Origin of the sequence: Methanobrevibacter sp. (assembly GCF_045577275.1) — an archaeon.
Lineage (GTDB): Archaea > Methanobacteriota > Methanobacteria > Methanobacteriales > Methanobacteriaceae > Methanobrevibacter.
This window is the reverse complement of sequence record NZ_JAZNIB010000187.1, coordinates 1-24,409: the sequence shown is the minus strand read 5'-3', so window position 1 is coordinate 24,409 and position 24,409 is coordinate 1. Positions and strand designations below refer to the sequence as shown.

Below are 24,409 nucleotides of genomic sequence, written 5' to 3'. Positions count from 1 at the left end.
ATATTATTGAAACATTGGAAAAATAGTTAAAAATAGTTAAAAATAGTTAAAAATAGTTAAAAATAGTTAAAAATAGTTAAAAATAGTTAAAAATAGTTAAAAATAGTTAAAAATAGTTAAACTTAAGATTAAAATTTAATTTTAATAAAAAAAAGTTTTTAAGAATAGTCTTAAGACTATCCTTAAATTATTCTAAATTTTATTTTATGGTTAATTTTGCAGTTTTGCTCATTGCTGCGTACATGTTGTTTCCAGCAAATTTAGCTGTGAAGCTGTATGTTCCTTTTTTGCTTAAGCTTACATTCACTTTTGCAACTCCTTTTGCATCGGTTGTAGCTGAGTATGTTTTGCCGTTTACGGTAAATGTGATCTTTTTGTTTGCTACAGGTTTTCCGCTTGCAGACTTGAAGGTTGCAGTGAGTGTTTTTGTTTTTGCACTTGCCTTGTATGTTTTAGTTGGAACTGTTAAGCTTCCTTTCTGTTTCTTTACAACAATCTTTGCAACAATGAATGAACCGTTGTAGTCATCATCTCCTAAGAATGCTACTGCAAATGTGTAGGTTCCTGCATTCTTAAGGTTGATCTGTAGCCTTGCTTTACCATCCTTATCAGTGACTCTGTCATATACTTGACCGTTGAATCCGATTTGCACTGGCTTGTTCTTCAATAAATTACCGTTTTTGTCCTTTAAGGTAATGTAGAAGTATTGGCCACTTCTTCCATCTGTATCGACATCAACAGCAGTTGTAGTCATGTTATTATAAATGATTTGAGTCTCTATCCTTGAACTAGGAGCCTTAGCTACCTCAAATTCATTATCCCCATTGACGCTATTGAGCAACCCGTCATCGTTCAATACCACACCAAGAGAATATTTGCCTTCATCCAAGGATAATGAAAGATTTCCTTTGCCGTCAACTACAAATATAGGATAATAATCTCCACTTACATTAATCATGTAAACTCCATCAACATTGGATTCAATGGAAACGACAACAGAGTTGTTTTCGCAATTTTCAACATTGACACTTAATTCCCTTGTGAATGGCAAGACTTCAAAGCTAGTGTTTGTAATGACTGTCTCATAGTTAGGATTATCAAAGGATGCCTTAGCATCATAGGTTCCTGGAGACAATACAAACTCAGCATATCCTTCTCCATTTTCAACATAAACAAATCTAGATGATCCATTTACATCAAGAGCATATGTCCCATCGACATCAGCTGTAATCTTTATGTCAACAGAATCTGGAGAATCCTCTGATGTATCTGCAGTGACAGACACCTTATTGATTCCCTTTTCAACAGTGAATTCAGCATTGGCAACTGAAGTAAGGTAATTAGGATTATCAAATCTTACATCGGTAGCGTAATCACCGGCATCCAAATCCAATCCTACATATCCCATCTTATCTTTCACTTCGACATCCACTTTTGTTCCATTGACCTCAAGAGTGTAATTTCCGTCAACATCTGCAGTTATAATGATTATTGACTGTTGTCCATAGCTGGTATTGAGAGCACGGACAACCACATTATTCTGAAGTGGAGAAACAGTGAAGCTTAAGGAAGTGACTCCAATGATTTCATAATTAGGATTGTCATTTGTGAAAAACGCTTCATAATTACCTGCAGGCAAATACAGGGTAACATTATCCACACCAGGACCATCGAATTTAAAATGCACAATGGTTCCATTGACATCAAGAGTGTAGTTTCCTCCAGGTTCGGCAACATTTACTGTGAAGACTGATGGGTTGCCATAATCAATATTACGTACATGGAATGATGCAAGGACATGACCTACACTTATGCTGAATGTGGTGGAATCCTCACTTTCAAAGTGTTTCTCATCACCATTGTTGATTACAGTAAAGTTATATCTGCCAACAGGCAAGACAGGAATGTCAAACCAGCGATAATCAATGTTTTCTTCTACAAATACAATATTTCCATCACTGTCGTAGATAATTACATTGTAAGTTGTAAGGTTATCTCCACTGATATAAATCTCATATTCATGAGGATATTCAGAATCATCGATTCCAGGAACATCTATGGATGAATTGGCTTTCAATATCTTGAACATCTTGGAATCTTGACTTGGAAGAGTCTCCATATTCCCCATATTGAAAACTGTAATCTTATAATAATTACGGCCAAGAGGCAAGTCAGCAATTGAAATATAATCCTCATCAGTCAAGTTATTGTCAATGTAAACAGTTCCATTTTCATCAGTTATGAGAACCCTGACTTCTTCAGATCGATTTACTATGTTGAAGTTAATCCTATCAGGAATATTTGGATAATTGTACTCCACATTATCATCCAAATCAATAGCAACAGAACTTGAATTCCTATTTAAAAATAGGTCCATAGTTGAAGCTATATAATCATAATAACTGTCGTCCATATGGTATGCATTGACCTTATAGATATAATGTTCCAAATCAATAGGATTGAACTCGACTCTTCCATCATCATCAGTTACCAAGGTCACATTCTTAACTATAACGTTTCCGATGTAATCGATAATTTCAATAGTGATGTTAATACCGGAAGTAGCCAATGTAGGAACTGAATCATCACTATTCACTACCCCTCCTTTCCAGTAAGTGACATTTTCAAAGGATACATTTCCCCACACAACAATTGCATTAAGATAATAATTGTTAGCAGTAAGATAAGCTACAATCCTATGATTTTCATAACTCAATTCCAAATCTGCAGTCACTGCCTTATTGTTGAGGAAAATGCTGTTTTTAACATCCATATTCATAGCTTCCATTGCGGAAGATGATGGAGCATTGTTTCCATCAAAATTACAATGATCTACTTTAGCATCAGCGGTACAGTGAACTCCTCCTGCATAAACGGCACTATTGTTAAAGAAATTAGAGCCTTCTATGGTACAGTTACCTTTAACTTGAACCGCACCACCTCTATTGCTGGCAGAGTTATTGATGAAAGTACAGTTCTCAATGCTAACTGCAGCATTGGATAAAACTGCACCCCCATTTTCTGCAAAACCATTGATGAAAACAATATTTTTCAAAGTGACATTTTTCGCTTCAATGTCAAATATTCTGGCAAGATGTTTTGCATCAATTGTATGACCTTGACCATCAACAACAAAATTATCTCTGGATATCACAACACCATCCTTATATTCACCATCATTAACTGAACTGTATACATAATCACAATCCAAGATCAATTCCTTGATGTCAGGATTGTCTATCCTATTTTGAAGTGTTGTGAATTCACAAACATCATCAGGAGTAGTTTTAGCTTTAACCTCAAATGGCACTTCGATTGAAGCTGGTATAAAGAATCCTACCCCATCAAATTGCACTATAATAGAATAGTTTCCAACATCCAAATCGCGAACATCATAATATGCATGCCCATAACCCTTGGAAATACTTCCTTGTAAAGATTCATTTCCGTATGAGATTAAATTTCCATTAATAGATTCATTTAAAAATGCCTCTACTAAAACACTGTCATCTTCCCCTTTAATAATATCGTGGCATTTAGCGGATAATTGAGGGTCTAAAAGAGTAATGTTGATATTAAGAACTTCTCTGCCAAAAATTTTGGCAACAATAGGTGTTTGGCCTACCTCCTTAGCCAATACTGTTGCACCTACGGCATTATTATTAACAGAATAATTGAACTCTCTGAATTTGGATGCATCATAGCTAAATGAAACATCTTCAGGATGAATGCATAATGTAGAAAGACGACTGCCGTAGAAAGTGGTAAATATGATTCGAATATTATTGTTTTCACCATTAGGGCTTAATTCATAGTAGGTTGTAATATAATCATAATCATGTGTCCATTCATCATAATCCTGACCAGCCCAAGAAGGAAGACGGTAACGGAAAGCATTATCCAAATTAGGACTATTTGTACCATACCAATTTCTTAGGCTATCGGACCAATGTCTTAATGAATATACGATTGTACCTGTGTCTGCAGTATTGCCAATGAAAATATTCTCATATGTTTTCACAGCGCTTTTTGAATATATTGCACCGCCCTTATCATCAGCCTTATTATCTATAAATGCACATAGAATATAATCAAATGTGTTTTCTTTTGCATAAATTGCACCTCCACTGCCTCCAGATGCAGTGTTTCTTATAAATGAAGAACCAGAGCTAGCCATAAATAATTCATTAACATATATCGCTCCACCATCATCTCCTGCCACATTCCCTTCAAAGTAATGAGGAGCTTCATGTGACACAAGAGAACCTAAGGCGCAAATTGCACCGCCATCAGTATGAGCACGGTTATTGATAAAACTGCTCCCATTAAGGATAAAATGGCCTTTTGAGAAGATTGCACCGCCATCTCCTCCATCACGGGCAACATTTGATTCGAAATTACAATGATTAATTTCTAATTCACCATTGGAATATATTGCGCCACCATCATGATTTTCAGCCATATTTCCGATAAAAGTGGAGTCATTAATTAACAATGCGTTCCCACTCCTATGATTTATTGCTCCACCAGAATCCTTGGCATAGCAATTTTTAAAGGTACAATTGAGTATGGTACAAGTTCCAGAACCTTCAATGGAGAGTGCTCCACCATTATCCCCATCATTATTATAACCATTAGTGAAAATTAGATTCTTAAAGGTGATATTTCCTGCCTTGACAACAATATAATGGTCCTTATGGTCTCCACCAGCCATATCAACAATATGTCCCTGTCCGTCAATAGTAATGTTTACGTCCTTATTGATAGTGGCAATTACCTTTTTATCAATTGTTTTGATGTCATAACGTAAGCGCATAGTGTTTGAATGTTCTGTTGGAATATCTTCTTGATATATGGCAGAGAGATATTGGCGTATTGATTCACCTTCAGGAGTGCCTTTAAGTTGCATATAAGACAAGAATAAGGAAAAGTCCTCAAAGTCGAAAGCAAAACATTCTAAATCAGGAAGGTCTGCTTCGAGATTTTCCGCACCAATTCCGGAAGCAGCAGCTCCAAGTGAAGAAAGTTCAGAACCCTCTTCAGCAACTGTTGAATCAATAGATTCATCTATCTGTGAGGAAAGTTGAGAATCTCCACTGCCGATATCATAAGCAGAATCATCTAAAATAAGTTCATCATCATTTACACTATCAGTGTCACTGATAGTCTCTTCCAGCAAGTCTTCATTAAAATTATTGTCTCCTTGACTTGCTTGATCATTTTCATAATTATTTAAAATTTCATTTTCATAATTTAAGTCAACATTGTCCCCTTGACTTAATTCAAAATTCGTATTTTCTAGCATGAAGGGGTCTGAATCATCAATTTCAGCTGCACTAGCACAACTGACCCCCGCTAAGATAAACACTAGCAAAATAGAAAAAATAGCATAATATTTTTTCATAGTTTTCCTCCTTTTTACACTAGTCTTTAGTGAATATTAGTAATTCTATAATTTATTATATATAAATTAAGATAATTTAAATCAAAGGACAAATTGGACAATTGAAAAAATAGTTAAATTTTATTCATGAAAGAACTATAAAACTATAAAAATCATATAATTGAAAAGTAAAAAGAAAAACTATAAAATCCTATATCAAAAGTTAAAAAAAAGTAAAAAAACTAGTCAGGACAAATACTCCCAACTAGTGAAAAAGTTTTGGTCAAGGTTTTTGACCGAAGGTCAAAAAGCTTGGGTTATTCATCTAAAATAACAGCAGGCTTAATCAAGTCACGTGGTTTGTCTCTCATTAAGATCATAGCTTCTTCGATGTCATCAAATTTGTCGAATTTGTGAGTGATTAATTTGGATGAGTCGAAACGGCCATATTCAATAAGATTAGCTAATTTTTCCATTCTAGCACGTCCACCAGGACATACTCCACCACGGATGGTCTTGTCAGCAAGTCCTTGACCCCAGGAAAGTCCGTCGATAGGGATGGTTTCAATACCGTCATAGTGCAATACGTTACCGATAATACCACCGACTTTAAGCACAGATAAAGCTTCAGAGAGGGTGTCTTTACCTCCTCCACCGATTACAACTTTGTCTACACCTTTACCATCAGTCAAGTCCATGATTTGATCTACAGTGTTACCGTTGTGGTAATCTACAATATCTTGAGCACCATATTCTTTAGCTACTTTAATAGCTGCTGGACGACTTCCTACAGCAATAAGGTGGGAAGCACCCATAATTTGTGCACCAGCTAATGACATAAGTCCTACAGGACCGATACCGAAACAAGCTACTGTATCACCAGGTTTGATTTCTGCAAGTTCTGCAGCATAGAAACCGGTAGTCATCATGTCTGAAATCATTACAGCTTGTTCTAAGCTTACGTTTTCAGGTAAGTGAGCCAAGTTTGCGTCAGCTTGGTTTACATGGAATTGTTCTGCAAATACACCATGTTTGAAGGTTACAAAACTCATACCTGTTCCCATACCGTAACAGTGTTGTGAGAATCCTTGTTCTGCAGGCACAGTTAACCAGTCAGGAGTGATAGCAGGTACAATTACACGGTCTCCAGGTTTGAAGTCTTTGACTTTGTCCCCTACTTTTACTACTTCAGCAGTAGCTTCGTGTCCTACTACACGGTTAGGTGCGTCACTCATGTATGCATGACCCCATACGATGTGTACGTCTGAAGTACATGGTGCCATAGCGAGTGGTTTACAGATTGCGTCGTAAGGTCCGCATTCATCAAGTTCAATGTCAACCCATCCGAGTACGTCTTGTTCGATTCTTGCCAATCCTCTCATTTTTTATATCTCCTAAATAATTATTTAAGATAGATTAATTCTGGGAAAAGCTGGAAATAATCATCTCTAATAATAGATATGTAAATAAATTATATAAATCTTTATATTTTTAATTGAATAATTTTCAGTGTAATTATATTAAACCTAGTTAAACAATAATATAACATGATTATATTTGAATATTATTTAAAAATATTCTAAAAATATATATTATTGTTTAATTATAATTCTTAAAAAATAACAAAAATTAAAAATTAGAATTTGAAGTGAACATTAACACAAATTGGCTCTAAAAAAGAATTAATACAAATAGATAAAATTTTTAAAAATAGCAATACAAAATGATAAAAAAATTTAAAAAACAGTAAAATTGAAATAAAAATTTTAATAAATAAAATTAAAAAAAAATAGAAAAATAAGTGATCCAATAGAATGCACTTACATTAATCTTCTAGAATCAGTAATTTCTGCACTAGCTACATCAGCTAAAGCGATGACAGCTTCTTCAGTAGGTCCAGTTCCACCTTCACCGTCTTCTACGATGAAAACAACATTTAAAGCTACTAAACCGAATGCAATAGGTTCTTCAGTAATTTCGTGTAATTCTGCATCTGCAGGCATTGCATCAGTGATTGCTGCTTTTAATGCTTCTAAATCTACTTCTGGGCTTTCAGGCATTACTTTTAAAGTGTTAACAACTTCTCCCATAATCATTCCTCCAATAATTCTGGATAATTAATTAATACAAATTAATTTAAATTAATCTTAAATACAATTTGATCTTTTATACCAAATTAAACTTATGGTCCTTCAAATCCGCATTCGCATTTGTAAGAGTGACCGAAAGTACGGCAACTTTCACATCTTGCGATAGGTTTACCACATTCTGGACAGTTGAATTGAACATAAGGTTCAATTAATGGTATTTCTTGTTTACAAGATTGACAGTATACTTTTTCCATATATATCACCAAATATATTATAAATATTTTAATTTATTAATTTATAAACTTTATTAATTTACAAACTTTATTAATTACAAAAATTTATAAATTTAATTTATTAATTTAATTTATTAATTTATAAACTTATGATTAACCTAATCTCATTTAAGCAATTAAACTTAAATTTTTCTTAAGTTCACCTATGAATTAATAAAAAAGACGGTTAATTATTCATTATGTATAAATGTATATTCAAAAGAATCTTCTGCAATTTCCCCATCACTTTGGATTATTGCTAAAACTCTTTCAGGATACTCTCCATTTACTACATAACAATCCAATCCATACTCAATCAGCAAAGTAGGCAACATCAAATCAATTGATGATTCATCAAAAGTCAGTAGTTCATTTACATCAATTTCCTTGATCAATTCTGCACCACTTAAGGACGGATCTTTTGTATATATACCATTTACATTTGTTGCTATTAAAAGCTTTGCATCCAAAAGGCTTGCAATGTACGCTGCAATAGAATCACTTGTGACATCCCAAGAATGTGCGAATGGCTCGTTCTCCTTTAGAATGTCTGAACAAATCATAATTGGTATCTTATTTGAATTAGATATACTGATTGCTTCTTCCACAGTATAGCTAATTTCTGTAAATGCTAATTTATCATTCAGCAATTTAGCCAAGATATCCATTGAATCAATAGCTGTTTCATGGGTTGCATCCTCTGAAAATCCTATCAGGGAATCATATTTCCTAATGAGATTAGCAAATTCTCCTCCGCCAATAACAAACAAGCAGTTTTGGCCTTTCAATGCATTTGCCAGTTCTATAGCTTTTTGTGGGAATAAACTTCCACCAATCTTAATAACCCATTCAATAATAATATCACAACTGAATGATGAATAGTTAAAATAATTTTAAATTCTTATAAAATATAGAATATTAAAAAATATAAAATACTTATAAAAATAGCATTTATTAATTATTTATTTTTAACATTATATATATGTTAGTATTTTTCAAACATTATGGGAGATAAACAATTAAAATATTTAAAGAATTAAATATAAAGAATAATCTGTAATATAAAATTAATAAATTAAAATTAAAAAAATTAAATTAAGAAAATTAAAATTAGAAAATTGAAAAACATAAAAAATAAACATTTAGTGATTTCATGATTAAAGTAGCATATTGTAATGTAAAAGACTTAGATTTGGAAAAGATTTACCCTATCTTACCGGAAAGCAGACAAGAAAAAGTGGATAATTTCATATTTGATAAGGATAAAAAGCTTAGCTCTGGCGTTTACCTTCTTTTGAAAAAAATGTTGGATGAAGAGAATATCAATGATCCAATAATAGAAACTGAAAAAGACGGCAAGCCATACATAAGCAACTATGAAAACATACATTTCAATATAAGTCATGCAGGCAGAATGGTTGCATGTGCAATATCTGACGAGGAAATAGGTATAGACATTGAAAAAATCGATCCTCTAATTGATATGAAGATAGCCCAAACTTTCTTCTACAACAGCGAATATGAAAACATCAAAAAATCAGACAATCGTGTTGACCAATTCTTCAAATATTGGGTTTTGAAAGAAAGCTACATGAAATATACAGGTTTAGGTTTCCTGTTGGATCTTGATAAGTTTGAAATCGTTATAGCCGATGGGGAAACCAAAGTAAAAAATCAAAACCCTGAATTGAAGGAAAATGAGGATAATGTCAAATTCAGTTATTTTGATTTGAATCAATATAAATTAGCTATCTGCTCAGAAAATGAAGCAGATGAGATTTTTGAATACAATCTTGAAGATTTATATTAAGATTCTATGAAAAAATATCCTAGATTTTGAAATGTTAGAACATTGAAAAAATAAAAAAAACTATTTTTAAAAAAATTAAAAAAAGATAATGAAAGTGAAATTTAACTTTCATTATTAAAATATTTTGTAAAGATATAGGCAAGTATTGATCCTGCAAAGTTCTGCCATACTGAGTATAATGCTCCAGGAACTGTTGCTAAAGTCAAGCTTGGGAAATGTGTTTTTGCAAGACTTGTAGACAAACCTGAATTCTGGAAAGCAAGTTCAATAGCCACTGTAATCATTTGTTTGCGATTCATTCCAGCAAGATATGCTACAAGGAAACCTAATCCGATTCCTATGAAGTACTGCAAAACAATTACTGCCATTATGATAAGTGAAGAGCTTATGATAGCCTCCTTATTTGCACCAATCACACCTGCAACAATAATCGCTATTACAACAGAGGATAGTGTAGGCAAATAATCCTTTAATTCTTCACAGAATTTAGGGAACTTGTAATTCAAGAGCAGCCCTATGCCAATTGGAAGGATAACTATCTCTAATATTGAAATAAACATGTCCACTGGATTGAATGCTATTTGATTTCCAATGAGTATTAATGTAATGATTGGAGTTACAATCGGTGAAATGACAGTGGATACTGCTGTCAAAGACACAGACAATGCCAAATCTCCCTTTGCAAGGAAAGTGATTACATCAGATGCAGTTCCTCCAGGAACAGTCCCCACAAGAATAAGACCTACAGTCAATCCAGCCTCAAGTGAGAACAGGCTTGCAAGAGCAAATGCAATCAGAGGCATAATGATATATTGTGCAGAAACTCCCACCAAAATCTCCTTAGGTCTTCTGAATACGGTAATGAAGTCATCTATCTTTAAGGTTGTACCCATACCGAAAAGAATTACACCAAGGAGAATATTTATGACGTTTATTCCCATGAACTCTTCTAAAACCCAATTGAAAGACCTTGGATCTATTAGAGCAATCACTACAGCTATCAAAATAATTATAAAGAAATATTTTTCAACTAATTTAAAAATTCTTTTCATAAATCTAATATTTGTTATATCTATTTATAAACTTTTAGATAAAAACAAGGAAAAAATAGCTAAGAAATTAGAAATAAAAAATAATTAAAAAATAAAAAAAGGTTAGAGAAATGAATCTCTAACGTTTAACCTTAACAGTTCTTTTTATAGTGTCTTTAAGGTAGGTGATGCTTACTTTATAAGATTTGCCTCTTTTAAGCTTTCTAATGACCTTCCTTTTGATGGTAACTTTTGCAACACCTTTACTATTGGTCTTTGCCTTGTAGGTTTTGCCTTTGAATTTAAAGCTTATCTTTTTGCCTTTCAATGGTTTTTTACCATTTTTCAAGGTTGCTTTGAGGGTAAATTTCTTCCACCATCTTTTAACAGTTTTTGTCTTTTGAGAACTTAAGACCTGTTTGACCTTAACCTTATTCTTAACTGTCAATCCAGCATATGATGCAGAGATTGTGTAGGTTCCAGGTTTAACTGTTTTAGGTATTTTCAAGCTTGCGACACCTTTCTTATTGCTTTTAACCTTATAGGTCTTCTTATTGAGTTTTATTGTAACTGTCTGTTTAGACAATAGCTTGCCTGTTTTGCCATAAACTTTGACGGAATACTTAGATCCATCAAAATAGTACATATTGACGTTCTTATTGCCTGCGATTCTTGAGAGAACCTTGACAGTATTCTTGATTGTTTGGCCCTTGTAAGTGGCAGTTATTGTATAGGTGCCTGGCTTAAGTGATTTAGGTATCTTTAAGCTTGCAACACCTTTACTGTTTGTCTTGACCTTATAGGTTTTCTTATTGAGCTTGATGAGAACAACTTGATTTGCACCAACCAGCTTAGCATTATCGCCATAAACCTTTACAGTGTATTTTGTACCATTGTTATAGTACATCTTAATGTTCTTATTGCCTGAGAATCTTGAAACAACCTTAATGGTGTTTTTAGACTGTTCTTTGGTTATTGGATTAAGAACTGTAATTACTTGATTAGAGGTTAATTTGGTAAATGGAATGCTAATGTAACCGTTATTGTCAGTTGTATAGGTTTTGGATTTTCCATTAACAGTTACACTGATTTTGGTATTCTTAATTGCTCCACCAGTGGAGTTCAACAATTGAACCTTGTAGGTATAATTGCTGTTTCTTCCTCTGCTTACATCCTGTGAAACTATTGTGCTTTTAATTGTTATTGGGAAAACAATTTTAGTTCCATTGTATCCTACCTCAATGGTGTAGTTTCCAGGTTTTAGATTTAGACCAATACCTGCAGTTCCATTTTCATCAGACCTGATGGTTGCCTTAATGCCGTTTATTTCAAATGTCACATCTTCATTTGGTTCGACAGTTACGGTAAATGGAGACTCATCAGTATAGTATTTAACTGAATTATTTGTAATTATGGTATTAGGGACAGCATAAACCTTTATTGAAGCGAATTCATTATCTACAGAAATGTCTTCAAATCCATCACCATAATCCACGAATGAAACGCCGTCTGGAATAATGTATCTGGATTCATCATGCACTGGAGCGAATTTTGTCTGAATCTCAACACGGAATGTATCTCCTTTTTTAACTGCAATTGACTTATCCAATTTTATGGTTTCATATCCTCTATGTGAAGATTTGCCGCTTTGGGAATATGCTGTATTGCCATTGACTTTTATAATGATCTTATAATTTGCGCCGCTTTCAGCGAAATAGGTTCCTACAGCAGAAATCAAATCGTCACCGGTAGCGTTGTAGACATTTGCATAAGCCTTAACATCCTCTGAATTTTCATAATTAAACTCGCACAAGATTACATCATATTGATAAACCTTATTGTATTGATAACCTTCATCAAGAACAAATGCTATTGGTGAGTTGATTGTTGCAAATGCTGTATCATAATATGAGACATAATAATATCCATGGTCTCCCCATTCTTCACCCCAACTGTTTTGAATGATCCATGCTCCATCCCCAGGAGGGGTCTTTATGAAGTTATTCTTGGAGTAATTATCATCCCAACCAACCAAGACAACTATATGATTGGATTGAGGACCTTCAAAATCGTCAACTGGCTCATAAAAATATGCTCCTGCAGTATCTGGATTATAATCATCCTTATATAGGGAATTTGGAGCATTTACAGTGAAGGTCAAAGCACCATATTTTATTAATGCTTCCTTATATACATTCATATCCTTTGAAAATTCCATTTGAGGTATTGCAACAAAATTCTGAAGGTGGAATTTATCTCCATCCTTAGGTTGAATAGCTATTCTTCCCACTTCATCAAAGTCAGATACATCCTCATCTAAAAATCCTCCTAACCAAGCTAAGAAGTAGGAAGCAGCCATATAACTGTCTCCACCATCTGTATTGAATATATCTCCATAAATGGAATACTCATTTCCATAAAATGAGATGGCATTTTTTGAGAAGTTTGCCTTCAAATTACCATTTGTTGCTTTTAATAATGCCAATTCAAGAGCTGTTGAAGTTCCAAAAGCCCAACAGGTGTCTGTTCCTAACTGATTTTTAATAGGTACAACAATACCGAAATCCGCAAGATTAAAGTAAGAGCTGTTGATGTAGCTTTCATCAAAAATTATAGGGTCATATTCAATATCAATAGGATTTCCTTCGAATACATAACCATAATCCTTTTGATGGAGTTTATTTGTGCCGTCAACAAATGTGTTGTTCTTTGTTTTGGCTGTTTCACCATCAAAAGTTGAATAGATGTTTTCACCATTTCCACTGAAATAGGAATTTGAAAAATCATATGATGAATCATATAAATAGATAGCACCAGCATAATCAGCCAAATTATTGGTGAAATTAGAGTTTGTGATTTTAAAACCCTCAACAATCCTATCGGCAAATATTGCACTACCATGATTTAAGTCTTCACTGATATTCTCTAAAGTGTTATCGAAAAATCTGGAATTGATGACTGTAAAGTCAAATGCATTGCTTATATAAATAGCTCCTCCACGATATTTGGCAACGTTATTGGTGAAATTTGAATTGCGAACATCTAAACGGGTTCCTAAATGAAGAATTGCACCACCAAACTCTGAAGAGCAATCAATAAATTCACAATTTCTAATGTGAGTCCAGAACTTCAAATCGGTAACCATTTCATTAAATATTGCACCACCATTTCTTTTTGATGAGACATTCATAAATGTACAATTTTCAATGACAATATTCTCCTCTATGTTCTTAAGGGCAATAGCTCCTGCAGTGATATTTGCATATAAATTCACAAATCTGCAGTTTTTAATATCCCCTTTTACATTAGTCCCAAATATGGCTGGAGAATATGTTGAAGTTAGATTTACAAATGTAGTATTCAAAATGGCCATTTTGGAATAAGATAGATAAATCACCCCATAATACAATTCCTTATCACTGACAAAAGATCCGTTAACTAATTCCAACTCAGAATCGTCATCCAAAAATATTGCGGCTCCCTTCTTTGCATAATTATTTATAAACTTATCACCACTACTCATAAAAGAAGTGGCATGCCCGCAAATAGCAGCCCCATTTTCAGCAACACAGTCAGAGAAAATGACATTGTTTGTGCTTATATCTGAATAGTTGGAAAAAATAGCGGAGCCTTTTGAATTCATAAATGTCAGATTATTGATTGTAAGTCCTGTATCAAAAAGCTTAAAAATGCTTGATTGACCTTTTGCATCGATATAATGATTATTACCATTAATTATTAAATCCTTCTTATTGATTGGAATTCCATTGATGAAGTTCCCATCAGTTTCAATATTGAATGTATAATCTTCAGTTAAGTTCAAAACACCAGTTGCAGAATTGATCTTAATGCTTAAATCCTTGAATGAAGTTCCTTCCCCATCTGTTAAGACATCTTCATCAAATGAGGAAATCTCCTCTTCACTATCTCCATCCCCAATCAATGAAGACTCCTGCAGTGTTATAATATCCTCATCAGCAACTGATCCATCCCCATTGTCAATTGGACTTAAGATGTTTGATGAATCATCCATTGCAGATGCTGTGTCCATTTCCATATTTACATCATCAGCGAAAACAGTGCCTGCAGACAAGCATACTGCGAAAATCAGCAATAATGTAAAAATAATCTTTTTATTCATAGTTTCCCCCAAAAGAATAATAATTTACATTTTATTTTAATCTTAATATATGAGTTTATAATAATTTTTTATAATTTTCATATAATAATCATATTTTTATATACTTTTATATAATTTTATATAACTTATATAATTTTATATAATTTATATTTCTTTAATAATTTTATATAATATTTATATTACTATATTTCAATCAAATATTATTTAAACCATTATATTTAATTTTTCTAAAAATCGGTTATTAATGAAAAAAAGAAAGTGAGAATGATTTTAAATTAATTCTGATAAGTTCTATAGTTAAAATCAATGAAAGGAAGATTGATGAATAATTGAAAACAAGCATGCCCTTTTTAAAAAAAGTTTATAAAACATAATTGATAAAAATTACTTTGTTAAAGGGTGTAAAGATATTCTCCAATAAGGAGATTGGCCATTTAAAATAAACCATATGACTTCGAGGAAATGAGATGCCATTGAAAAGATTAAAATATACATTTGATTACTGTAAGGCGAATCCAATAGGCTTCATTATAATTTTATTCTTGCTTGGATTGCAGGGATTCGATAACAGAGTAATTCATTCAATGGAAATAGAATATCAAATACCCTTGATAATTATTTCAATAATCACCACCCTTTTAATATATGGATATGGACTTGTAATCACTAAAGATACAATAAGGGAAGGGAAGAAACTACCTAAAATAAAGATTAAGGAATGCTTCATATTTGGAATTAAATCCATGATTATGATTACAATATATACAACTATTGAAGCATTAGCTTTATTGATTATTTCACTGGACTTCAAACTTCCAGAATTTCAATTGAAATTTGCATTGTCCCACATAATGGAAACAATGAAATTATTCTACATACATAATCCAGTGGCTACTCTTGAATTTATAATTTGCAGCATAATAGTAACATACGTTGTTGCATTCTTTATGGAAATTTCCCTTGCAAGACTTGCAGATGGAGGAAGATTGCTTGATGCATTCAATTTAGTTTCCATTAAACGTTGCATTGATACAATAGGTTGGAGGCATTACACTTTAGATTATACCAAGATTATGCTTTCAATTACAATTTTAGCTTATCTGCAATATGGAATTGACCATTTCAAATTGATGAATGGAGTGGTTGACTTGACCATTGGACTTTTAATATTTGTCATTGAATTCATTGGAATCGGTGCAATCTATAAGGATTATAAAATAAGAAAAGAGTGGAAAACACCTGTGGAAGTGGAAATTGAATAAAATAGAAAAACTAGTTAAAAATATATTAGAATAAATTAAAAAAATAGAATAAATTAGAATAAAATTAATAATTAAATAAATAACGAATAGCTAAAAATAATTAAAAAAAGTTAGATGATTATAATAATTTCAAATCACCAGTTATTTTATCCAATACATCATCTTCATCAGGACCTAATCCTAAAACAGTGACTGTGGATTTAGGCAATTGGGTTCTGCCTGCATCTGTCACCAAATAATATGCCACACCATTTGCTCTTGCAAGCTCCCTTAAATTATAAAGATCCTGCAATGAAGGTGCCTTTAAAACCACTTTTGCATAAGCCTCATTTTCCCATTTTCTTATTTTTTCCTTATCAGCTTGCTTATACGCACCTATGGCTGCATGACAGCATTGAGCAGCTATTTTACCTTTTCCCATCTTGATATCAGTTCTTACAATCATTACCTGTTTCATTTAAATCACATAAAATTAATTAAAAAAAAAGTTGAATTAAATCATATATTTTTATTTACTCTTATATTAAACTCAAAATTATTTAAATTTAACCAAAAAACAACTAAAAATAATTTTACAAATGTGATTTTACAATATTACACAAAATTATTATAAACTATTAAAAACAAATTATATTTATTATAAATTATTTAATCAAACTTATTATTTTATTATAAAGGATACGGAGATAAAATGAGTAGAATTTCTATTTTAGACAAGGACAAGTGCCAGCCTAAGAAATGTAACTATGTATGCATGCACTACTGTCCTGGTGTACGTATGGAAGAGGATACAATTGTAATTGATGAAAAAAGCAAAAAGCCTCTTATTTCAGAAGAATTATGTTCTGGATGCGGTATCTGTACCAACAGATGTCCATTCGGTGCAGTCAGTGTTATCAATTTACCGGAAGCTCTTGATGAGCCTATCCACCGTTATGGTCAAAATGCATTTGAACTCTTTGGTTTGCCAACCCTTAAGGACGGAACCGTTCTTGGTTTGCTTGGTCAAAACGGTATAGGAAAGTCAACCATCATGAGAATATTGTCTGGAGAGCTTATTCCAAACCTTGGTAACTATGAAGAGGAAGCGACTTGGGATAAGGTAATTGAATATTATAAAGGTTCTTCACTCCAAAACTACTTCAAATTGCTTCAAGCTGGTGAAATCAAGACTATCCACAAGCCACAAATGGTGGACCAACTTTCAAAAGTTGTTAAAGGTAATGTGAAGACCTTGCTTTCAAATGTTGACGAAAGAAACAAATTGGATGAGATTGTAGATGACCTTGACTTGAAGAATGTTCTTGAAAGGGACATGCAAAACTTAAGTGGTGGGGAACTTCAAAGAGTGGCTATTGCTGCAACAGTTCTCCGTGAAGGTGACTTCTACTACTTCGACGAACCTACATCATGGTTGGATGTGCGTCAAAGATTGAATGCAGTTAAGGTAATCAGATCCCTTGCAGAAGCAGGCAAATCCGTACTTGTAATTGAGCACGACTTAGCTACATTGGATGCTATGAGTGACAATGTGCACTTATTATATGGTGAACCTGGAGGATACGGTGTTGTCTCCGGTAATAAAGGTGTAAGGGTTGGAATCAATGCATACATCAACGGATTCCTTCAAGAGGAAAACGTAAGAATCAGAAAGCAACCTATCGAATTCAGCATCCGTCCGCCAACACCAGAGGATGATGGTGAAGTCTTAAGCGAATACAGCGACCTTAAAAAGGAATACGATGGATTCACACTTGAGGCAGAAGCAGGTAAAATTTATCATGACGAGATTGTTACTGCATTCGGTTCAAACGGTATCGGTAAGACAACCTTTGCAAAGATATTGGCAGGAGTTGAAAAACCTAGCGAAGGAGAAATATTAGAAGAGGTGGAGATTGCATACAAACCTCAATACATTGAATCTGACTTTGATGGAACTGCACAGGAATATCTTTTCGCAAATGCTCCTACTTATGGTTCAAACATATTCAACAGTGAAGTGGGAAGACCTCTTGCACTTGACAATTTGCTTGACAAAAAGGTCAAGAAATTAAGTGGTGGGGAACTTCAAAGACTTGCACTTGCTGTAACCTTGTCACAAGATGCAGACATTTACCTTTTTGACGAACCTACTGCATTCTTGGATGTAGAGCAAAGGTTGATTGCAGCTAGAGTCATCAGAAAGATCATTGAAAGCAGAAATGCAGCATCATTGATTGTAGACCACGATATCGTATTTATTGACTACATTTCCGATAGGGCAATGGTATTCAGCGGCGAACCTGGACTCAATGGTATAGCTTCCAAGCCAGCAGACTTAAGAACAAGCATGAACCAGTTCTTGGGAGACTTGGACATTACCTTTAGAAGAGATAAGGAAACCAAACGTCCTAGAGTAAATAAATTAGATTCTTACCTTGACAGAGAACAGAAAGAGCAAGGTGAGTACTACTACTTGAAAGACTAATTATCAAAAAAGACAATTAATCTAAAAAACATAACTATTAAAATTGAAAATTCATTAACTGGCTAAGTGGTGATTTTATGAACCCAATTGTTTCCATAGAAAATATATCTAAAAAATTTGATAAGAATTATGTTTTAAATGGAGTTACAATCAGCATCCCTAAAGGTTCAATTTGCGGTCTTGTTGGCCCTAATGGTGCAGGGAAAACAACACTTCTAAGAATCATCACATCTCTGCAAAAAGCAGATTCTGGCCAAGTTAATGTTAATACTGATGTTTTTAGCGGGCTTATTGAAGAGCCTGCCTTATTTTATGAACTGAATGCAAGCCAAAACATTAAACAACAACTTATTTTATATGGGCTTGAAGATGAATGCAATCCAAATGATTTCCTTGATTATGTTGGACTTGAAGATACGAATAATAAAAAAGTGAAGCATTTTTCATTAGGAATGAAACAAAAGCTTGCAATTGCAATGATGCTAGTTGGAAATCCGGAATTAATCATTTTAGATGAACCGATGAATGGATTAGATCCACAAGGAATCATTAGTCTGAGAAATCTAATTTTAAAATTGAATAAAGAAGGAGTGACTTTTTTAATTTCAAGCCATCTCCTTTATGAACTTGAAAAAATAGCTACTGATTTTATTTTTATTAACCATGGTGAAATCATATCCAAAATGACAAGCGAGGAATTCTCAGATGCCAATAAAGGATATATTCAATTGGAAGTAAATGATACAGATTCATTTAAGAAAGCAATGGATGATTTGAAAATTCCATACGTAGAAGAAGATAATTCTAAAATGAATATCTATTCCAATTATACTATTACTGATTTAATTATCAAACTCAATAGCTATGGCTGCATTGTCACAAAATGCTTTAATGTTGAAACTAGTTTAGAAGAATTTTTTATAAGGTTGATGGATGAAAATGACAAATAGAATTCTTAAAGCTGAATTGTACAAGATTTTTCATGAAAAATGGTTATATCTAGCTTGCTTCTTCATGATAGTATTCTCTATTGGATTTATCCTCATGCAGAAGACAGCGATGTCATATACTGTTGGAATAAACAGGGTTCTCTTTTTGCCAATGGTAATGTATGGAATTGTAATTTCCGTATTGATCAGCGTTTTTGTATCTGAAGAATTCGATGACGGATTCATTAAAAACAAAATCATCGCCAATAATAACCGTAGAGAAATATATCTTATAGGATTGCTATCAAACCTCATTGCATCATTAATAGTCTATCTTATAACTGCTTTATTCACTTTGATTGTTTCATATTTCCTATTTTCAATAAATATCTCCATTTGGGATTACATTTCCTATTTCATATTTGGAATTTTTATAATGCTTGTGTTCGTAGGAATATTCTATTTAATCTCAATAGCTGTAGGGAAAAAATCAAAGGCAATTATCATAAATATGGGATTAGCATTCATACTGCTTATAGCAGCTTTAATTTTGAATGGAATGATAATGACAGAGGATAATTTCCTTATCCAATTACTATTTAATCTAAATCCATATGGACAAACAGCACAATTAACATCAATGGAGTGTTTAGATTTTAGGGAATCCATAAAAATCGATACATTTCTCTTTATCATATTCTCAGTATTAGGAATTAGATACTTTAATAAAAAAGATATTAATTAATATTTTCTTTAACTTTTTTATTTTTTAAACTTCTTAAAAGTTTTATAATGTGCGAATAATCTTACATGAAATTACATGAAAAGTATAAAGAAATAGTTTAAAATCGATCAAATTAAAAAATAAGACAAATAATGAAAAATAAAAATTGTTAAAAAAAAAAGAAAAAATTAAACTAAATAATAAAATTATTTAGTTCTTAAAGCTTCTACAGCAAGTACAAATTCACGAGCAAATACCTTGACCTTTTCTGGTTCGATTGAGTAGCTTACTCTTAAATAATTGTGACCGAATGTATTACTTGTATAGGAACCTTGTCTTGTAAATACCTTTTTGCCAATGAGATATTGTGACATATCTTCAGGATCGATTCCTGCACCAGACAAATCAATTCCCATCATGTTTGCACTTGATGGATAAACTGGCAAGAAGACTCCTTCACATTGGTCAACCGCTTCCTTGATGATCTTTTGATTTTCAAAGGTGGTGTCTTTGACTCTGTCAATCCATTGAGGTTTGGTTTTTAATGCAGCTATTGCACCAGCTTGTGCAACCATATTTGTACCTACATCATTAATTATAATGCTTTTTACAACATCAATGACTTCATCACTTGAAATGATAGCTCCTAACCTTAAACCTGCCATACCAAATATCTTGGAGAAACTGTAGCAAGTGATAGTATTGTTTGGAGCATATTTTGCAGCAAGAGTATGCTTTTGAGCAAAGTCTCTGTAAGTTACATCATGCAAAAGGAACAAGTCATTTTCTATAGCAATCTCTGCAAATTCCTTAATCTCTTCTTCAGTGTAAGAGCTTCCAAGAGGGTTCAATGGATCAATTAAAAGAATGACTTTAGTGTTCTCATCCATATTTTCCCTAACTAATTTAGGAGTTAACTTATAGTTGTTTTCTTCACTGTAAATCTTGACTTGCCTTACTTCATTTGCAAATCTGCTTGCAAAATTGTCAATAATAAGATATCCTGGATCTGGAGTAATTACATTATCTTCAGGAGACAATACAGCGTTCATGGCCAAGTATAATGATTCAGTTGCACCTGCATTGACATATATACTTAAATCTTCCAAGTCCAAATCTTTTAAAATCAAAGATTGCAATTCTGTAAAACCTTCTGGAGGTGGGTACTTGCAGTATTCGTCACTACCAATGCAATCAATCATTGCTTGCTTAACTTCATCATTGTGACCAATATGCAATTCATTTGTATTTTGACCCATCCAAATCATTTCTTTATCCTTAAAAACAGCTTCAAAAAAGTGATTTGCAGATTCATAACCATCTGGAATAATCTTAGCTGCTTTTGCATATTTCTTCTTTTGGATCATCTTATCACAAATCCTATATTCTATTAATAAAAATAAATTTAAATTTTAGTTAAGTAGTCAGTTATAATCAAATTATTATGTTTTTAACTAAACATACAACATTATATTATATATTGCAAGTGCCTTATAAAATTATTTATAAAAAATAGGAAAAATAGAGTAAATTATTTGAAAATGATTAAAAATTAATAAATTAAATAAAAATAGTAATAAAAAGCTAAAAAGAAAAGTGAAAGGAATTGAATTACTCAATTCCATTATTAGTTATCAAGAAATGAACAGCCAATCCTTCTCTTTTTGTCTTATGTCTTTTCAAGACAGCAATTCTTTGATTGGTTCCTTCTTCACGTTTGAGTTCAATGATTATCTTGCTTCTGTATTGAATGATTGTTCCACCAACAGGAGAGAAATCCTCCTCGCTTTCCTCATCAAATGAAGCATAAATCTGATTGGTAACAAGAACTGCAAGGTCATGATTGATAGCAAGTGCAGAAAGCATCTGCATCTGTTTTCCCAAAAGATGAGATTTGGTGTTATCATCCTCAACCCTAAACAATGCCACAGCTGAATCCAATATTATTAACTCAACATCTGCACTGTTTGAGGATATCCATGATTCAATAAGGCCAAGATCCTCTTCCTGCTGCTTGAATGAAGTCGGTTCAAACACAATGATGTTTTTAGCAACTGTATCAAAATCCTCACCAGATATTTGCCTTATCCTGTCAACTGATATTCCACCTTCAGTATCAATGTAAACTACCTTTTTTCCTTTCTTAGCAACATTAATAGCTATATTTAGACAAACATTGGTTTTACCTACACCTGGAGGGCCATAAACTTGAGTGATTGTCCTTTTCTCAATCCCTCCATCCAATAATTCATCTAAAGGAGAGTTAGTGGAAATCTTTTCCTGATTTGTCATGTTTGATAATATTTTCATTTCTGTCCCTTCATAATAATAAAATAATTTAAAAACTTTTTTAATTTTACTCCGTAAACATAATATTTATTTGGATATATTTAAAGTTAATTTTTTTAGCTATTTTGATTTGCAACTTAATGTAAATATCATAATAATATTGTAAAAATAACAAAAGAGCATTAATCTAGACCAGTTTCTCCAAATCCTCTTTTAGTGAATCCATATCATTTGAATCAAATCCATTCCTAACCAATGTTGGCTTGGATGAACTTAAGTCAATGACAGTAGATGGCTTTGCATCACCTAAATCACCAACATCAATGACTAAATCAATATCATTTCCAATCTGCTTTAGAATATCCTGTGGATTTGATAATGTGCATTCATTGGTAAGGTTTGCACTGGTAGTTGTTATTGGAAACAGGCTTGCAAGAGCCCTTGCTATCTTATAGTCCGGAATCCTTACTCCAACCTTAGAGCTTGCACTGACATATGGAGACACCACATTCTTCTTATTTAAAATAAATGTAAAAGGTCCAGGCAACCATTTGTTTATGATCTCCCTTGAACTCCTATTCAAATCAGCAATCAGTTCCAAGCTTTCTGTGTTTTGAACCAAAACAGACAATGGCTTTGATTGATCTCTCTTTTTGATTTCATAAATCCTTTCCACTGCATCATTATTGAAAATATTTGCTCCTAATCCATAAACGGTATCTGTAGGATAAAGGATGACTCCCCCACCTGCCATTATCTCAATGGCTTCACCAATTAAATCCATATCAGGATTTTCATCGCTCATCTTAAATATTTTCATAATACCATTCACCGTAAAAAGTAATCAATTTAAAAAAATTTTACCAATAAAAATCTAAACTTTACTTAGATAATCTGATTAAATATATATTAGTTAATCAATATAATAAAATTATGCTTAATAGTTTACGACCATATCTTACAAAATTTTTAGAACCTTTAGCTAGTCGATTAAATATCAATCCAAATATTGTGACAATAATCTCCCCATTTATTGCTATAATATCTGCAATATTCTTTGCAAGCGGAAATCTTATTGGAGGAGCATTATTTATCCTACTTAGTGGATTTTTGGATGTTGTTGATGGTGCGGTAGCAAGATACCACAACAGAGCAAGTCCATTTGGAGCATTTCTGGATTCAACCATGGATCGTTTTGCAGATGCAATCATATTCATAGGTATCATATATGGAGGATATTGTGATTGGCTCGTTGGAGTATTGGCTATTCACTCTGCAATTACAGTCAGTTACGTAAGGGCAAGAGCAGAATCCCAAGGAGTGGAATGCAATATAGGAATAGCTGAACGTGCAGTCAGAATGATAATCTTGATGTTAGGTGCAGTGATTGCTGTAATTTTCCATTCAAACATTATATTCACATACTTCATTTACATACTTGTAATTCTCTCATACATTACAGTCGGACAAAGAATATTGCATGTATGGAAAGCATTGAATGGACCAAGAGCTCCAAAACAAAGAAGATTAAATTAAATTAGATTAAATTAAAAATGTTTTAAAAAATAAAATTTAATTAAAAAATTAAATAAAAATTAAAGAACTGGAAAATGGAAATTGTTCGAGGATTATAAAATGAAAGACTTGGAAAGTGAAGAGAAAATTGCAATCGATATTGCCAAACTTGAGAGAAATTTGAATCAAGTCAAAGACATTACATTCGAAGGTAAAGAGAAGGAAGTTTATGACAGGGCAATCGATTACTGGAATGATTCAAAATATTACTTAGAGAAAAAAGACACAAGAACAGCTTTTGGTTGCATTGAATATAGCCACGGTTTACTCGATGCACTAAGAATGATTCATGGATTAATTTAATTGAATAGACGATTAATTAAAATATGGTTTAATAATGTAAACTATAAAATAATCAAAGTTTATTACAATAATATTTATCAAAATGAAAACTTGAAAATTTCGATGAAATTGAACTTAATATTTTTAGAAATTT

General features: G+C 32.6%; 18 protein-coding genes. 7 read left to right on the top strand and 11 right to left on the bottom strand.

The window, feature by feature from the left end; translation table 11 throughout:
* Positions 1-199: 199 nt before the first annotated feature.
* The 5 genes from ACKI67_RS05630 to ACKI67_RS05610 form a co-directional block, all read right to left on the bottom strand.
* On the bottom strand, positions 200-5,404 hold the full coding sequence (locus ACKI67_RS05630) for an Ig-like domain-containing protein (RefSeq protein WP_407462452.1): 5,205 nt from the start codon (positions 5,402-5,404) through the stop codon (positions 200-202).
* 296 nt (positions 5,405-5,700) lie between these two features.
* Positions 5,701-6,765 (bottom strand): NAD(P)-dependent alcohol dehydrogenase, encoded by a 1,065-nt coding sequence (locus ACKI67_RS05625; RefSeq protein WP_407462451.1) that lies wholly within the window; start codon positions 6,763-6,765, stop codon positions 5,701-5,703.
* Positions 6,766-7,203: 438 nt separating this feature from the next.
* Positions 7,204-7,473: an elongation factor 1-beta gene (locus tag ACKI67_RS05620; RefSeq protein ID WP_298534050.1), complete on the bottom strand. Its 270-nt coding sequence runs from the start codon at positions 7,471-7,473 to the stop codon at positions 7,204-7,206.
* 92 nt (positions 7,474-7,565) lie between these two features.
* Positions 7,566-7,727, bottom strand: coding sequence for a zinc finger domain-containing protein (locus ACKI67_RS05615; RefSeq protein WP_295619716.1), 162 nt, complete (start codon positions 7,725-7,727; stop codon positions 7,566-7,568).
* 209 nt (positions 7,728-7,936) lie between these two features.
* A complete protein-coding gene (locus ACKI67_RS05610; protein ID WP_407462454.1) occupies positions 7,937-8,599 on the bottom strand; it encodes a delta 1-pyrroline-5-carboxylate synthetase in 663 nt (220 codons plus the stop codon).
* A gap of 299 nt (positions 8,600-8,898) precedes the next feature.
* Between ACKI67_RS05610 and ACKI67_RS05605 the strand changes: the two genes are divergently transcribed.
* Positions 8,899-9,555 (top strand): 4'-phosphopantetheinyl transferase family protein, encoded by a 657-nt coding sequence (locus tag ACKI67_RS05605; RefSeq protein WP_407462450.1) that lies wholly within the window; start codon positions 8,899-8,901, stop codon positions 9,553-9,555.
* Between the two features lie 101 nt (positions 9,556-9,656).
* Here the strand turns inward: ACKI67_RS05605 and ACKI67_RS05600 are convergent, their stop codons facing one another.
* Both ACKI67_RS05600 and ACKI67_RS05595 read right to left on the bottom strand, forming a co-directional pair.
* On the bottom strand, positions 9,657-10,607 hold the full coding sequence (locus ACKI67_RS05600; RefSeq protein ID WP_407462449.1) for a bile acid:sodium symporter family protein: 951 nt from the start codon (positions 10,605-10,607) through the stop codon (positions 9,657-9,659).
* Positions 10,608-10,725: 118 nt separating this feature from the next.
* A complete protein-coding gene (locus ACKI67_RS05595) occupies positions 10,726-14,727 on the bottom strand; it encodes a C1 family peptidase (RefSeq protein WP_407462448.1) in 4,002 nt (1,333 codons plus the stop codon).
* Between the two features lie 467 nt (positions 14,728-15,194).
* Here ACKI67_RS05595 and ACKI67_RS05590 point away from each other — a divergent pair, with 467 nt between their 5' ends.
* Positions 15,195-15,989: a DUF4013 domain-containing protein gene (locus tag ACKI67_RS05590; RefSeq protein WP_407462446.1), complete on the top strand. Its 795-nt coding sequence runs from the start codon at positions 15,195-15,197 to the stop codon at positions 15,987-15,989.
* A 118-nt stretch (positions 15,990-16,107) separates the two neighbouring features.
* Here the strand turns inward: ACKI67_RS05590 and pth2 are convergent, their stop codons facing one another.
* Entirely contained in the window at positions 16,108-16,446 is a 339-nt protein-coding gene (gene pth2 / locus ACKI67_RS05585; RefSeq protein WP_407462444.1) for an aminoacyl-tRNA hydrolase, read from the bottom strand.
* 234 nt (positions 16,447-16,680) lie between these two features.
* On the opposite strand from pth2, the gene ACKI67_RS05580 reads away from it, so the two are divergent.
* The 3 genes from ACKI67_RS05580 to ACKI67_RS05570 all read left to right on the top strand — a co-directional run bounded on the left by ACKI67_RS05580 (position 16,681) and on the right by ACKI67_RS05570 (position 20,130).
* Positions 16,681-18,456 (top strand): ribosome biogenesis/translation initiation ATPase RLI, encoded by a 1,776-nt coding sequence (locus ACKI67_RS05580; protein ID WP_407462443.1) that lies wholly within the window; start codon positions 16,681-16,683, stop codon positions 18,454-18,456.
* A 77-nt stretch (positions 18,457-18,533) separates the two neighbouring features.
* On the top strand, positions 18,534-19,406 hold the full coding sequence (locus tag ACKI67_RS05575; protein ID WP_407462441.1) for an ABC transporter ATP-binding protein: 873 nt from the start codon (positions 18,534-18,536) through the stop codon (positions 19,404-19,406).
* Entirely contained in the window at positions 19,390-20,130 is a 741-nt protein-coding gene (locus ACKI67_RS05570; protein ID WP_407462440.1) for an ABC transporter permease, read from the top strand. The genes ACKI67_RS05575 and ACKI67_RS05570 overlap by 17 nt, the downstream gene beginning before the upstream one ends.
* A gap of 185 nt (positions 20,131-20,315) precedes the next feature.
* Here ACKI67_RS05570 and ACKI67_RS05565 read toward each other — a convergent pair whose 3' ends face one another.
* The 3 genes from ACKI67_RS05565 to ACKI67_RS05555 all read right to left on the bottom strand — a co-directional run bounded on the left by ACKI67_RS05565 (position 20,316) and on the right by ACKI67_RS05555 (position 23,218).
* Positions 20,316-21,476, bottom strand: coding sequence for a pyridoxal phosphate-dependent aminotransferase (locus tag ACKI67_RS05565; protein ID WP_407462438.1), 1,161 nt, complete (start codon positions 21,474-21,476; stop codon positions 20,316-20,318).
* Positions 21,477-21,720: 244 nt separating this feature from the next.
* On the bottom strand, positions 21,721-22,419 hold the full coding sequence (radB, locus tag ACKI67_RS05560) for a DNA repair and recombination protein RadB (RefSeq protein WP_407462437.1): 699 nt from the start codon (positions 22,417-22,419) through the stop codon (positions 21,721-21,723).
* Between the two features lie 166 nt (positions 22,420-22,585).
* Complete coding sequence (locus tag ACKI67_RS05555; protein ID WP_407462436.1) at positions 22,586-23,218, bottom strand: L-threonylcarbamoyladenylate synthase; 633 nt, start codon at positions 23,216-23,218, stop codon at positions 22,586-22,588.
* 113 nt (positions 23,219-23,331) lie between these two features.
* Between ACKI67_RS05555 and pgsA the strand changes: the two genes are divergently transcribed.
* Positions 23,332-23,934, top strand: coding sequence for an archaetidylinositol phosphate synthase (gene pgsA / locus ACKI67_RS05550; protein ID WP_407462435.1), 603 nt, complete (start codon positions 23,332-23,334; stop codon positions 23,932-23,934).
* A 99-nt stretch (positions 23,935-24,033) separates the two neighbouring features.
* Positions 24,034-24,276: a DUF357 domain-containing protein gene (locus tag ACKI67_RS05545; RefSeq protein ID WP_407462433.1), complete on the top strand. Its 243-nt coding sequence runs from the start codon at positions 24,034-24,036 to the stop codon at positions 24,274-24,276.
* The last annotated feature ends 133 nt before the right edge of the window (positions 24,277-24,409 follow it).